Here is a 13,124-nt window from a genome sequence, read left to right on the forward strand (position 1 = left end):
GTACAATAGTCAGGCGGCCACAGGCCGGGAACAGGAGAGATGAACATGGAATGGGACGAGCTGATCCGCATCTGGATCATTGTCTGTCCGCTGGTCTTTCTGGGCGGACTGATCGACGCGGTGGCCGGCGGCGGGGGGCTGATCACCCTGCCCGCCTATCTGCTGGCAGGACTGCCCCCGCACCTGGCCTCCGGCACCAACAAGTGCGGCAACTTCTTCGGCACACTGATAGCCACCGGGCGTTTTCTGAAGCGGGGGGACGTGCATCTGCCCTCCGCCCTGGCCGGGGGTGCCGGGGCGCTGGTGGGTGCTTGGCTGGGGGCGCGTTTGAACATGATCATGCCGGAGCAGGCCCTCTACTACCTGATGCTGGCTGTAGTGCCGGTGATGGCGGTTTTCCTGCTGTTTAAACGGGACTTCGGGACGGAGGACCGGTCCGGGGAGCTGGGAGTGGGGAAGCTGGTGCCTCTCTCTCTGGCCATCGGGCTGGTGATCGGGTGCTACGATGGATTTTTTGGTCCGGGGGCTGGGACCTTTCTCACCCTGGCCTTTACCGGCCTGTGCCGGTTCGACCTGCTTACCGCTGCGGGCAATACCAAGGTGGCCAACGCCACCTCCAACCTGGCCAGCCTGGTGACCTTCGCCCTGGGGGGGAAGGTGCTGTGGGCGGTGGGCATCCCCGCCGCCCTGTTCGGCATCGTGGGGGGCTATGTGGGGGCCGGGCTGGCCCTGAAGGGCGGCGCAAAGGTGATCCGCCCCATGTTCTTCGTGGTGCTCACCCTGTTGGTCGTCCGGCTGGTCTGGGACCTGCTGGCGTGATAAAAAACAGTGGAAAAAGAAAGGGAAGGGATATGAATCGCATCTCGCTGGTAGGCCGGCTGCGCACCCAGAAGCTGCTGGGGAGGACCGTCCTCATCCTGCTGGCCTTCTCCCTGCTCACGGTGGGGGGCTCCTACCTCTTTGTCCGGGGAGAGATGGTGTCCCGCTACCGGGAGCAGGGGATGGAGGGCACCATGTCCATGCTCCAGCGGACCAGCACCTCCCTGGACCGGACCATCCAGGCCCTGGAGCTTCAGATCCAGACCTTCTGGAAGGATGATGACGTCTCCAGCCTGCTGGTGGCACCGGAAAAGCCGGATTTCTCCAGGACCTCGGGGGTAGCCGCCCAGATCCAGGGGCTGCGGGAGGGGAACGAGCTGATCGAGCGGTGCTGGCTTTACCTCTATCAAAGTGGGCAGATCCTCACCGACCGGCAGCTGCTGCTGGAGGCGGGAGACCCGGAGCGGCCTGGGCAGCTGGAACGGTGGTCCGCGGCGGCGGAGAGCGGGACCCCCTCCCTGTGGTGTGAGGACGGAAAGATATATCTGCTGGTCGCCTTCCCACAGCCCAAAAAGCTGGGACTGCTCATCGTCCAGCTCAGCGCCAGAGACCTGTTTGAACAGTTCCAGGAGGGCTGGAGCGGCCTGTCCGGAGACCCGGTGTACGTCTATGACGGGGCGGGAGAGCCCGTCTTTCCCAACCGGATGACCTACCCGGAGCGGGAGGAGCTGATGGTGACCGAGGAATCTCCCCGGGAAGGCGTGTACGCTTTGAGCGGACAGAGAGACACTGTAGTTTGTGTGGCCAGGTCCCAGACGGCCGGGTGGTACTGCCTGACCTATTGGAACAGCGGGGACTGGCTGCCCTCTCCCCAGGAGATCCTCACCGCCTTCCTCCCTGCGGCGGCGGTGCTGCTCCTGCTGATCCTGATCCTGTCCCTGGTGATCCTCCAGGTGATCTACCGGCCAATCCAGCGGATCGTGGAATCCATGCTCACAGGGCAGGAGACGGAGGCGGGCCAGGACGAGGCCGGGCTCATCAGCGCCGCCCTGGCCCGGGGACAGCGGGAGAACCAGCGGCTGACCGGACTGCTCTCCGATGTGCGCCCGGCGCTGGCCCAGCGGTTCTTCCAGTCCCTGCTGGAGGGGGGCCAGACGGAGCCGGAGGAGGTGTCCAGGATGCTGGCTGCTCTGGAGAGCCCCTTTCCCCTGGAGGGGACTTACCTGGTGCTGGCGGTGGAGGCGGTGCCGGAGAGGAGCGCCTCGGCGGTGGAGGGGGAGATCTACACCCGGAGCCTGTGGAGAAGTCTGAAGCGGTTTTGGGAGGGGCGCTGCCTTGCCCAGATCCAGCCCGCCCCGGGCGGAGGGCTGTCGGCGGTGCTGTGCGTTTCCCCACCGGTCCCAGGCGGATTCGCCATCCCCCTGGAGGACTGCCGGCAGGCGCTGGAGCGGGAGACCCGGGACTTCCCATTCTCTGCCGCGGTGGGGGCCAGCCAGGCCAGAGGAAGCCTGCTGGAGCTCTCCGCCGCCTGGCAGGAGGCCAGACAGGACCTGAATTACCGGAAATATTGCTGCGGGGAGGCCGGGCAGCCCGGCCCCGGTCCGGTAGGTGCGGGCGTATATGATGCCCAGGTGCGGGAGATGCTCCAGAAGGCGCTGAGCGGAGAGCTGGAGGGGGCCAGGGCCCAGCTGGCGGACCTGCGTCAGGCAGTAGGACGCGCCCAGTCCCCGGTGCAGATGCGCTCTATGCTGCGGGGCTGCGTGCTGACCCAGGTGCTGAAGGTCCAGCGGGAACTGGGGGAGCGATACTCCGCCGCCTGCGCTGCGGACTCCCCCGACTTCTGGCAGGAGCAGGAGCGGCTGCTGGCTGAGCTGGACGAGTGGGGGCACAACAGCCAGCGTGGCTATATGGACCGGGCCCGGGACTACATCGCCGCCCACTTCTCGGACAGCGGGCTGTCCCTCAACGAGGTGAGCGGCCACGTGGGGCTGAGCGTGTCCTATCTGTCCAGCCTGTTCAGCAAATACCAGCCGCCGGGCTTCTCCCACTACCTGCGGCAGTACCGGGTGGAGCAGGCCCGCCTGCTGCTGGAGTCCACCGACGCCAGTGTGACGGAGATCGGCTACCAGACGGGATTCAACTCCTCCAACAGCTTCATCCGGACCTTCAAGAGTCTGGTGGGCGAGACGCCGGGCAGGTATCGGGAGCGCTGTCAGGGCGGAAAATATGAAAACGGAAAGGATGATGATACATGAAAAAGGTGGACAGATGGGCGGCGCTGACAGCGGCGCTGCTGCTGACGGTCTCCCTGGCACCCGCCTCCCAGGCGGCGGAGGCGGGAGAGAAGATCGTGATCCTCCACACCAACGACGTCCACTGTGCCCTGGACGACGCCATCGGCTATGCCGGCCTGGCGGCCTATGCCGGGGCGCTGGAGGAGCAGTACGGGGCGGACCGGGTGACCCTGGTGGATGCGGGAGATGCCATCCAGGGCCAGGCGGTGGGCACCCTCTCCCAGGGGGAGTACATCATCTCCCTGATGAACGCGGCGGGCTATGACCTGGCGGTGCCAGGCAACCACGAGTTCGACTATGGGGTGGACCGGCTGATGGAGCTGGCGGCCGGGGCGGAGTTCCCCTATCTCAGCTGCAACTTCACCGGCCTGGCGGCGGGCGAACCGGTGTTCCAGCCCTATGCTCTCCTGGACTACGGGGACACCACCGTAGGCTATGTGGGGATCTGTACCCCGGAGAGCCTGACCAAGACCGACCCCACTTACTTCCGGGACGAGGCCGGGGAGGCGGTGTACGGCTTCCGGCAGGGAGGAGACGGACAGGAGCTGTATGACTGCGTCCAGGCCGCAGTGGACCAGGCCCGGGCCGAGGGCGCGGACTATGTGGTGGCGGTGGGCCATCTGGGTAATGAGGGCATCTCTGCCCAGTGGTCCTCCCAGGCTGTCATTGCCCACACCACCGGCATCGACGTGTCCCTAGACGGCCACTCCCATGAGCAGTATGAGCGGACACTGCCCAACCGGGAGGGGAAGGACGTGGTGCTGGCCCAGACGGGCACCGGCCTGACCGCCATCGGCCAGGTGATCTTGGACCCCGTCACCGGGGAGATCCAGGCGGAGCTGGTGGCCGGCTATGCCGGCAGGGACCCGGAAATGGAGGAGGAGATCGCCGCTGTCCAAGCCCAGTATGAGGAGCAGCTGAGCCAAGTGGTGGGCAGCACGGACGTGGCCCTGGTCACCACCGACCCGGCCACCGGGGAATACTGGGTTCGGAGCCGGGAGACCAACCTGGGGGACTTCTGCGCTGACGCCTACCGGGCGGTGATGGGGGCGGATATCGCCTTTGTCAACGGCGGCGGCATCCGGGCGGAGCTGGCGCCGGGGGAGGTCACTTATGGGGACATCCTGGACCTGCACCCCTATGGCAACGCCCTGTGCCTGGTGGAGGCCACCGGACAGCAGATCCTGGACGCCTTGGAGATGGGGGCACGGAAGTATCCCCAGACCAGCGGAGGTTTCCTCCAGGTGTCCGGCCTGACCTATACCATTGACGCCGCTGTCCCCTCCTCCGTAGTGGTGGACGAGAACGGGGCCTTCCAGTCTGTGGACGGCCCCCGCCGGGTGACCGGTGTGAAGGTGGGAGGGCAGCCGCTGGAGCTGGACCGGGTCTATACCCTGGCCTCCCACAACTATATGCTCAAAAGCGGCGGGGACGGCTACACCATGTTTCAGGGCTGCACCCTGCTGAAGGATGAGACGGTGCTGGACAATCAGGCACTGATCCGTTACCTGGGCCAGATCCTGGAGGGGGACCTGAGCGCCTACTCCGCTCCTGGGGGACAGGGCCGCATCCAGATCGCGGAGACGGCGGAGGAGACCGGCGGGGCACCTGCGGAGCCGGAAGAGCCCGCGGCCGGGGCGCGGATCTATGTGGTTCAGCCCGGGGACTGCCTGTGGACCATCGCCCGGCAGGAGCTGGGCGGCGGCCTGCGGTGGGTAGAGATCTATGACGCCAACCGGGACCAGATCCAGGACCCGGACCGCATCCAGGCGGGAATGGAGCTGGAGCTCCCCGCCTGAGGAGGAGCGGGGCGCGCCCCGCAGTTGTGAGATGGACCAGAGCGGCAGGAGGGCCGGAGCTCGTCACGAGCTCCGGCCCTCCTGTGATCATGATATAGACGGGAGCTACGATCCGGGTACTCAGCTTTTTGGATGGGATTCATTTTTTTGAATTTTGAAACCGGTGTAGACAGCAGAGAAATCAGAGGATGGACAGGTATTCCGCCCCCTGTTAAGCTGAAAACAGCACAGAATGGGAGCAAAATACAGAACAGCTCCCGGTGCGGGAATCTGCAAAAGGAGGATCACATCATGCGCAGCAAGTCTATCCGCCTGCCGCTGGCTGCGGCGGCACTGTCTCTGGCCATGCTCACATCCTGCGGTGCGCCCGGAGGGGCAGGCTCCAGCGTCTCTTCGGCATCCAGCTCCGGGAGCGGGGCACAGTCCGCCCCTGCGGCCGTTCAGGTGGAGCCCCTGACCGTTCAGGACTTCCCCTGTTCCACCACAGAGGAGTTTACGGCGCTGTTCCAGAAGATGGTGCAGGAGACACCGGACCAGATCTACTATCACCCCTACACCGGCCTGTTCCAGGAGGCGGTGGAGGCGGACGGGCTCTCTCAGGGCCGGAAGCTCTACACCTATATTCCGGAGGAGACGGGGCACTGCGCCTCCAGCGTGTTCGTGGCCCTGCCCTCCGGGGAGAAGGCGGAGGAGTTCCTGGTGAGCAGCGGCTGGACCGCGGTGGCCGACCAGTATAAATTCCTGCTCCACGCCCTGACCCCTGCCGACAGCCAGTGGGGGGGCGAGGAGGAGCTGGACTATCTGAGCGCCGCCTTTGCCCTGGGGAGCAAGACGATCCATTACAGCCCATACACCGGAAACTACTACTTTGTGGGCTACGCCGACGGAGGCCGCCTGCTGGAGCAGTGGGTCATGGCCAATCCGGACAACTGCTCCGGGCTGGCAGTGCTGGACGGCGGAGCCATCGACGAGGCTTATCTGACCCAGATGGGCCAGACCCCCGCCGTGGACCCGGAAAAGACCGTGAATGAGGTCAATGTGCCGGTGTGGCTGATCGAGAAGGAGATGACCGACGGGGTCCAGGCCGTGGCCGATTACTGGAAGGGGGCCAACGACTGCACTGAGACGGCCTATATCAACCAGGACGTTCCCCTGGAGACCACGGTGTATCAGCAGAACATGCTTTCCCATGACACCTTTATCAATGCCTATCCCCTGGGGAAGGTACAGCTCACCCAGGCAGAGGTGAGTTACACCGACCCGGAGCTGAGCAGGACCCTGTGGGAGACCTTCCTGTGCAAGGCCCAGCGCTACCGCTCCCTGGCCGGAAACGACCTGCGTCCCGCCATTGACTTTGAGGCGCTGGGCTTTACCAAGGAGGAGCGGACCATCGACGGTTACTCCCGTTACTGGCTGGAGTATGTGCCCCAGTCCGTCAAGGATGACCCCAGCCAGGCGGTGCCGCTGGTGATGGCCCTCCACGGCGCAGGACAGTGCGCCGAGGCCTACGCCCCCTATTCTGAGTGGTTCAAGGTGGCCGAGGAGGCGGGCTTCATCGTGGTGTTCCCCACAGCATACCCCTATGCGGAGAACAACGGCATGGCCCGGCCCATCCACAACGACTGCTGGGACCCCACCCGGCCTGACGACATCTCCTTCTGGCGGCAGCTGATCCAGGATGTGTCGGAGCGCTATTCCATCGACGAGAGCCGGATCTATGCCACCGGGCATTCCAACGGAGGCAACTCCAGCGCCATGATCGCCGGTGAGATGTCCGATGTGGTGGCCGCCGTGGCCATCAGTGCCGGCCGCTATCGGAATGTGGACCAGCAGGTGACTGAGGATGTGGCCACCCTCCACCCTATGGCCAGCACCAACCGGGTCCCCGTGATCCAGCTGGTGGGCACCAAGGATGCCGGCGCCTACCAGAGCCCCAGCCTGACCTCTACCATGATGTACTGGCTGGAGCGGAACGGCTGTGAGGACCTGAACGCCCCCCTGATGTATCAGACCAGCGGATACCATAACCAGATCTGGTGCGACGGGGACGGCGTGCCCATGGTCCGCTTCGCCGTGATCGAGGACAAGCCCCACACCACCACCCCCTCCGAGTCCCGGCTCTTCTGGTATGACTTCCTCTGCCACTACTCCAGAGGCGAGGACGGCAGCGTACAGTATATGCAGGACGACACCATTATCCGCAACTAAAAGAAGGAGCGGGGCCCGCCAGCGGCGGGCCCCGCTCCTTCTTTTAGGGCGGCAGGAGATCGTACATGCGGACACCCTCAGCTTCCCTGCTCCGGGGCGGCGGAGAGGGCGTCCAGCACCTGCTGATAGACATCAGCGCCATACAGGGACAGCAGATATTCCTCCACCAGCGGGCAGACCTTCTCCCGGGCGCGGGCCCGCTCCTCCTCTGACACAGGGCGGACCTCCATGCCCTCCCGCTGAAAGATATCCTGGCACTCCTCCAGATAGCGGGCAGTTACCTCCACCATCTCCCGGCAGGTATCCTCCGCGGCCTGCCGGAGCAGGGCCTGCTGCTCCTCCGTCAGGCTGCGGCACACCTCCAGATTGAGATAAATGGTCTCCAGATATACCTTAAAGTTGATGGGGATCAGGTATTTCTGCTGCTGGTGGAAGTTGTAGCTGCGCACCAAATAGATGGGGTTCTCCTGGGCATCGGCCAGCCCCTGCTGGAGGGCCAGGTAGAGGTCCTGGATGGGGATCTCTACCGTCTGCGCCCCCAGAGCCTCCCAAAACCGCCGGTCCAGGGAGGAAGAGGGGATGACGCGGACCATCAGGCCGTCCAGCTGGCTCAGGTCCTCCACTGGCCGGCTGGAGGTGAGCACCCGGCTGGAGGATGGCAGCACCCCCAGGACGAGGGTGTCGCCCGCCTGCTGGCAGATCAGATCCCACAGGGGCTGACCTGGGCGCAGAGCCTGGCTCACCTCATCGGGAGTGCAGCCGGTGAGAGTGGGGAGCCAGGTGGCGATGGAGGAGACATCGCTGGGGCCGGCCCCGATGCGCATGTCCACCGCCCCGTTCTCAAAGTACCACCGCCCGTCGTCCAAATTGCCCAAGGAGTCTTCAGGGTAGATCTGGATCTGGAGCTGGCCCTCGGAGGCCTCCTCCACCTTCTCCTTCAGGAGCTGGGCAGCCTGATCGGTGAGGCTGCCCGCGGGCGAGGAGTGGGTCAGGATCAGACTGCGGGGCTCTGGCTCTCCGGGCGTTCCGCCGGATGCGGGGGCGAGGCGGTCAAAGAGATAGGTCCCCTCTCCCCCGCCGGCACAGCCGGCCAGTATGGAAAAACTCAGTACAGCCGTCACTAAGACGGACCAGCGTTTCATACTTCTCCCCCTCCCCTGCCGGCCCATTCGGTCGAAAATTCCGGGAAAAGGGCGGCGGGCACAAGCCCGCCGCCCCCGCCTGCCGGACCGGGCCCCGGGCGGTCAGCCCCCGGGGACGCCGGTGTCCGGCTCAGCACTTCTCAAAGATGGTGGCGACACCCATGCCGCCGCCGATGCACAGGGTGGCCAGGCCGCGCTTGGCCTCGGGCCGCTTCTGCATCTCGTGGAGCAGAGTGACGATGATGCGGGCACCGGAGGCCCCCACGGGGTGGCCGATGGAGATGGCGCCGCCGTTGACATTCACCTTGCTCATGTCGAAGCCCAGCTCCCGGGCCACGGCCACGGACTGGGCGGCAAAGGCCTCATTGGCCTCCACCAGGTCGATGTCCTCGATCTTCAGGCCGGCCTTGCTCATGGCCTGGCGGGAGGCGGGCACCGGGCCCACGCCCATGATCTTGGGGTCCACGCCGCCCTGGCCCCAGCTGACCAGCTTGGCCATGGGCTTCAGGCCGTACTTTTCCACCGCCTCGCCGGAGGCGAGCACGATGGCGGCGGCGCCGTCGTTGATGCCGGAGGCGTTGGCGGCGGTGACCCGCTGGACGTGCTTGCGGGTATCGGCCTCGTGGATCTGGGTGAGCTCAAAGGTATGGACGATCTCGTCCTCCACTCCCTCGGGGCCCACAGGGAAAGCGCCCTTCAGCTTGGAGATGCCCTCGGCGGTGACGCCGGGGCGGGGGAACTCGTCCACCTTGAACTCCACCAGCTCTTTCTTCTTCTTCACCATGACGGGGACGATCTCATCCTCGAAGCGGCCGGTCTTCTGGGCGGCCTCGGCCTTCTGCTGGGAGGCGGCGGCGAACTCGTCCAGCTCCTGGCGGGTGATGCCCCACACGTCGCAGATGTTCTCAGCAGTAGTGCCCATGTGGTAGTTGTTGTAGGCGTCCCACAGTCCGTCCCGGATCATGGTGTCCACCACCTTCTTGTCCCCCATGCGGGCGCCCCAGCGCTCGTCAGGCAGGGCGTAGGGGGCGGCGGACATATTCTCGGTGCCGCCGGCCACGATGATGTCGGCGTCCCCGGCCAGGATGGCCCGGGCACCCTCGATGACCGACTTCATGCCCGAGCCGCACACCATGCCCACGGTGTAGGCGGGGACGGAGTAGGGCAGGCCGGCCTTGACGCCCACCTGGCGGGCGGGGTTCTGGCCCTGGGCAGCAGTGAGGATGCAGCCGAACATCAGCTCGTCCACCTGCTCCGGCTCCACGCCGGCCCGGGACAGGGCCTCCTTCACCACCACGGCACCCAGCTCGGGGGCGGGGGTGTCCTTCAGGCTTCCGCCGAAGGAGCCCACGGCGGTGCGGCAGCAATTGACAACATAGATCTCTTTCATTGGGATCGTTGACCTCCATTCTTTCATCAGGCGCGCCGGAGCGGCGGCCGGGACCTCGGGATCTTCATGCTCCATTATAGCGAACTTTTCCGGGAACGCAAAGGGGTTTCTTGCGAAATGAGGCGGAAATTTCGGCAAATCTTAGCTTGTTTGTACATCCTCCGCCCCGGGGAGGGACAGCAGTCCCAGCTGGAGCTTCCAGCGCAGCACCCGCAGCACCGACTGATCCAGCCGGTCCCAGGTCAGCGCCCCGGTCTCCACCGCCTCCAGCACCGAGGGGATGCCCCCCTGGGGATCGCTGGTGAGGACCAGGTCAGCCCCGGCCTGGAGGGCCATCACCGGGGCGGTGCCCTCCTCCACATACTTCTGTACCGCATCCATGTCCAGGTCGTCGGTCATGGCCACTCCTTCAAAGCCCAGCTCCTCCCGCAGCACTTGGTAGGAGGCTGGGGACAGGGAGGCGGGCAGCTCCGGGTCCAGGCAGGTGACGATGTTGTGGGAGACCAGCACACCGCCGGCCCCGGCGTCGATGCCTGCCTGGAAGGGCAGGAAGTCGGACTGGCGGAACTGCTCCAGGGGGCGCTGGTCCACCGCGATGCCGGTGTGGGTGTCCCGGTTGCTGCCGTAGCCCGGGAAGTGCTTGAGCACCGAGCCGATGCCCGCCTCCCCCATGGCGGAGACCACCGTGTCCGCATACTCCGCCGTAGCCTGGGCGTCTTGGCCGAAGGCGCGGGCATAGATGAAGTCAGCGGGGTCGGTGGACACGTCGCACACCGGAGCCAGGTTTACGTTAAGGCCCAGATCCAGCAGAAAGGCGGACTTGTCCAGGGCGTCGGCCCGGACGGCCTCCAGCCCTCCGGCAGCGAAGAGGGCCTGGGGGGAGCGGAACTTCTCCGCCCGGAAGGCGGGGTAGTAGCTGGCCCGGACCACCGTGCCCCCCTCCTCATCTACCCCCAGGAGCAGGGGGATGGGGGAGGTCTCCTGGAGGGAGGCGAGCAGAGTGCGCAGCTCCTCCGGGGTGCGGTTTTTGAAGTCCCGGCCGAAGAGAAGAAAGCCCCCGGGGTGCCACTCCCGGGCCAGCTCATCCCAGCCGGTCTCCGGGAGACGGACCCAGAACAGCTGGCCCGCCTTCTCCTCCGGCGTCATGGTGTCCACCATGGCCTGGAGCAGCTCCTCCTGGGTGGGGGGCTCGGGCTCCGGGGCGGGCTGAGGCTGGGCGGAAGTGCCGGCCTCCGGCGCCGGGGCCATGGCGGACTGGCTGGGCTCCTGGCCGCTCCCCTCCCCTGCTGGCGCCCCCGCCGGTGCGCAGCCGGCCAGCAGAAAGGACAGGAGCAGCGCCCAAAGGACCCCCCGCCTCACAGCTTTTTGGGGAGCCGGTGGCGGGTGCCGTCCGGCTCCTGGATGAGGGTGTTGTCCAGCTGGGCCTCCAGATTAGCCCGCACAGCGGCCACATACTCCTGACGGAGGGCGGCGCGCTCTGCTGTCTCCTCCGCCGTCAGGCCCTCCGGGGTCTTGGCCTTCCGGGCCAGGGCGTTGATGCGGTCAATTTTTTCCTGTGTGATCATAGCGTATCTCCTTCTCAGATATACCGTTCCAGAACCAGCATGAAGCGGCCCTTTTTAGACTGGCCCAGCACCTCTTTCACCACGCACTTGCCCAGACCCCGGCAGGAGAGCACGTCGCCCTCCCCCACCGTCCGGTCCGCCTTGGCGCACTCCCGGTGGTTTACTGACACCCGGCCGGCGGAGACCAGGTCCGCCGCCTTGGACCGGGAGGTGGAGAAGCCGGCGGCAAGCACCGCGTCCAGCCGCAGGGCGGCCACCGTATCCCGAATGGTCTTCACCTGGGGCGGCTTCGCCTCCAGCTGTTCCAGGGGGATCTCCCGCAGCTTCATCTTCCAGCGGCCGGCAGACTCCCACTGGGAGAGGAGGATGGGCAGGGCATCCCGCAGGACCAGCACCTGACAGCGGCCATGGTCTAACAGAATGTCCCCCAGCTTTTCCCGGGTGATGCCCAGTCCCATCAGGGCACCCAGGATGTCTCGGTGAGACAGCTCCGCGTCCGCGGGGAAGGCGGCCTCCAGCGCGGCCACCGGCCCCTCCGGGTCGGCGAGAAAGTCGGATTCCTCCTGCCAGTCGGGCAGAAAGGCGCACACCGCCCGCTCCGCCCCCTCATATCCGCCGAAAAACAGGTGGCGGGGGCGGCCCCAGGCGTTGAGCAGATCGGTGACGGAGGCCTGCTCTCCCGGGGAGAGAAATGGGGTGCAGGCGGGGACAGAGCGGTTCTGGGCCAGCTCCAGCTTATCCAGGGCGCGGGCCAGCAGCACCCGCTCCTCCCCGCTGCGGGCACATTTGTTCAACAGTTCGGTCTTGTTCATGGAGGCCTCCTTTTCTGGTGGGTGTAGTATATCCCATCCGGCCGGTGGTGTCAACGAGGGGCCGCTGCTCCGGTCTTGACAGGGCGCGGAAAGAAGGGCAGACAGGCCGCCCGCCGCGTCCCCTCCCGCCAGTATGCCCCAGCGGGCGGCTCCTTTTTACTCTTTGAGCTGATGTAGGATATAAAAAACCTCCCGCAGTCAAAATAAGAAATAACGGAGGGAGGCAGATCTCTGATGACGGCCTTATATAAAGAAGGACGGAACCAGGAGACGTGCAAAATGATCAGAGATCACAAAGACCACATCCCGGCGGCTGGACAAGCCAGCAAACCGAGGTGTGGTCTTTCTATTGCTGAGGGTGTTTTTACTGTCAAAGCGAAGGTGGAAAAACAGAGAGTATCTGTCGCTTTTTGTGATTGGATATTCATCTGATGGTTTTAAATTTATATTCTTTTATCCAATCGATTAAGTTCGAAGAAACAGTAACGGTTATCAATGAGAAAACAATACGCATTATGGGAATATAGGTAAGGGATAATAGCAGCACTACAGTATCCGTGAACAAATAAGAACGGGATAACTTCCAGTGGGAGACGTGAGAAATTGTTAAAGCCAAGGCGTCATCTCCACCACTGGAACCTCCCTGACGAACAATTAAGCCGACGCCTACACCCACAAAAATACCGCCTAACACAGCGGCGATCAACGGATGTGCGGACAAATCGGGGAGCATTGGCGGAAGCAGCTCCCAGATCTTATAAAATACAGAAACAAACAGTGTTGAAATAATTGAGATTTTGATAAAGTTCCCACCCAGGAATTTGAATGCGAGCAAATAACAAGCAGCATCCAGCATAGGGGTAATATAAGCCGGAGAAATTTTCAGCCAATGCTCGACTAAAAGCATTAAGCCAATCACACCGCCTTCTGTGATGTTCGTCCGCTGGTGAATGTTGTGGATCCCAAAGGTGCAGATCATGGCTCCGAGTAATATCAGCAGTATTTTCTTGAAAGTCAGGCCATCCGCAAGCTTTTTACAAATGGCAGTCATACGGGGTATCAATTTGAGCAGCCTCCTTGATAAGTTCATATTTT

At 64.4% G+C, this 13,124-nt stretch carries 11 protein-coding genes; 5 read left to right on the plus strand and 6 right to left on the minus strand.

The annotated features are described in order from the left end of the window. Nucleotides 1-45: 45 nt before the first annotated feature. The 4 genes from L9O85_RS00100 to L9O85_RS00115 all read left to right on the plus strand — a co-directional run bounded on the left by L9O85_RS00100 (nucleotide 46) and on the right by L9O85_RS00115 (nucleotide 7,120). Nucleotides 46-819: a TSUP family transporter gene (locus L9O85_RS00100; RefSeq protein WP_276758502.1), complete on the plus strand. Its 774-nt coding sequence runs from the start codon at nucleotides 46-48 to the stop codon at nucleotides 817-819. 32 nt (nucleotides 820-851) lie between these two features. Further along, nucleotides 852-3,074 carry a helix-turn-helix domain-containing protein gene (locus tag L9O85_RS00105; protein WP_276758500.1) on the plus strand — a complete coding sequence of 741 codons (2,223 nt, stop codon included), beginning with the start codon at nucleotides 852-854 and terminating at the stop codon, nucleotides 3,072-3,074. Beyond that, nucleotides 3,071-4,912: a 5'-nucleotidase C-terminal domain-containing protein gene (locus L9O85_RS00110; RefSeq protein ID WP_276758498.1), complete on the plus strand. Its 1,842-nt coding sequence runs from the start codon at nucleotides 3,071-3,073 to the stop codon at nucleotides 4,910-4,912. Before L9O85_RS00105 ends, L9O85_RS00110 begins: the two co-directional genes overlap by 4 nt. A 291-nt stretch (nucleotides 4,913-5,203) precedes the next feature. Then, complete coding sequence (locus L9O85_RS00115; protein WP_050623025.1) at nucleotides 5,204-7,120, plus strand: alpha/beta hydrolase family esterase; 1,917 nt, start codon at nucleotides 5,204-5,206, stop codon at nucleotides 7,118-7,120. Between the two features lie 77 nt (nucleotides 7,121-7,197). On the opposite strand, the gene L9O85_RS00120 is transcribed toward L9O85_RS00115, so the two are convergent. The 5 genes from L9O85_RS00120 to L9O85_RS00140 form a co-directional block, all read right to left on the minus strand. Continuing rightward, nucleotides 7,198-8,262 carry a TRAP transporter substrate-binding protein gene (locus L9O85_RS00120; protein WP_050623024.1) on the minus strand — a complete coding sequence of 355 codons (1,065 nt, stop codon included), beginning with the start codon at nucleotides 8,260-8,262 and terminating at the stop codon, nucleotides 7,198-7,200. Nucleotides 8,263-8,392: 130 nt separating this feature from the next. Beyond that, on the minus strand, nucleotides 8,393-9,652 hold the full coding sequence (locus L9O85_RS00125; RefSeq protein ID WP_050623023.1) for an acetyl-CoA C-acetyltransferase: 1,260 nt from the start codon (nucleotides 9,650-9,652) through the stop codon (nucleotides 8,393-8,395). Nucleotides 9,653-9,793: 141 nt separating this feature from the next. Continuing rightward, the gene (locus L9O85_RS00130; protein WP_277102916.1) at nucleotides 9,794-11,011 is read right to left on the minus strand and encodes a glycoside hydrolase family 3 protein; all 1,218 of its coding nucleotides are present in this window, start codon (nucleotides 11,009-11,011) and stop codon (nucleotides 9,794-9,796) included. Continuing rightward, nucleotides 11,008-11,214 (minus strand): DUF896 domain-containing protein, encoded by a 207-nt coding sequence (locus tag L9O85_RS00135; RefSeq protein WP_301580176.1) that lies wholly within the window; start codon nucleotides 11,212-11,214, stop codon nucleotides 11,008-11,010. Before L9O85_RS00135 ends, L9O85_RS00130 begins: the two co-directional genes overlap by 4 nt. 17 nt (nucleotides 11,215-11,231) lie before the next feature. Beyond that, nucleotides 11,232-12,029, minus strand: coding sequence for an RNA-binding protein (locus L9O85_RS00140; RefSeq protein WP_050623021.1), 798 nt, complete (start codon nucleotides 12,027-12,029; stop codon nucleotides 11,232-11,234). Nucleotides 12,030-12,308: 279 nt separating this feature from the next. Between L9O85_RS00140 and L9O85_RS00145 the strand changes: the two genes are divergently transcribed. Continuing rightward, nucleotides 12,309-12,461 carry a hypothetical protein gene (locus tag L9O85_RS00145; RefSeq protein WP_256183388.1) on the plus strand — a complete coding sequence of 51 codons (153 nt, stop codon included), beginning with the start codon at nucleotides 12,309-12,311 and terminating at the stop codon, nucleotides 12,459-12,461. On the opposite strand, the gene L9O85_RS00150 is transcribed toward L9O85_RS00145, so the two are convergent. Then, nucleotides 12,454-13,092: a YitT family protein gene (locus tag L9O85_RS00150; RefSeq protein ID WP_329737701.1), complete on the minus strand. Its 639-nt coding sequence runs from the start codon at nucleotides 13,090-13,092 to the stop codon at nucleotides 12,454-12,456. The genes L9O85_RS00145 and L9O85_RS00150 overlap by 8 nt on opposite strands. Nucleotides 13,093-13,124 lie beyond the last annotated feature (32 nt).

It is taken from the genome of Lawsonibacter asaccharolyticus (assembly GCF_022453915.1).
Lineage (GTDB): Bacteria > Bacillota > Clostridia > Oscillospirales > Oscillospiraceae > Lawsonibacter > Lawsonibacter asaccharolyticus.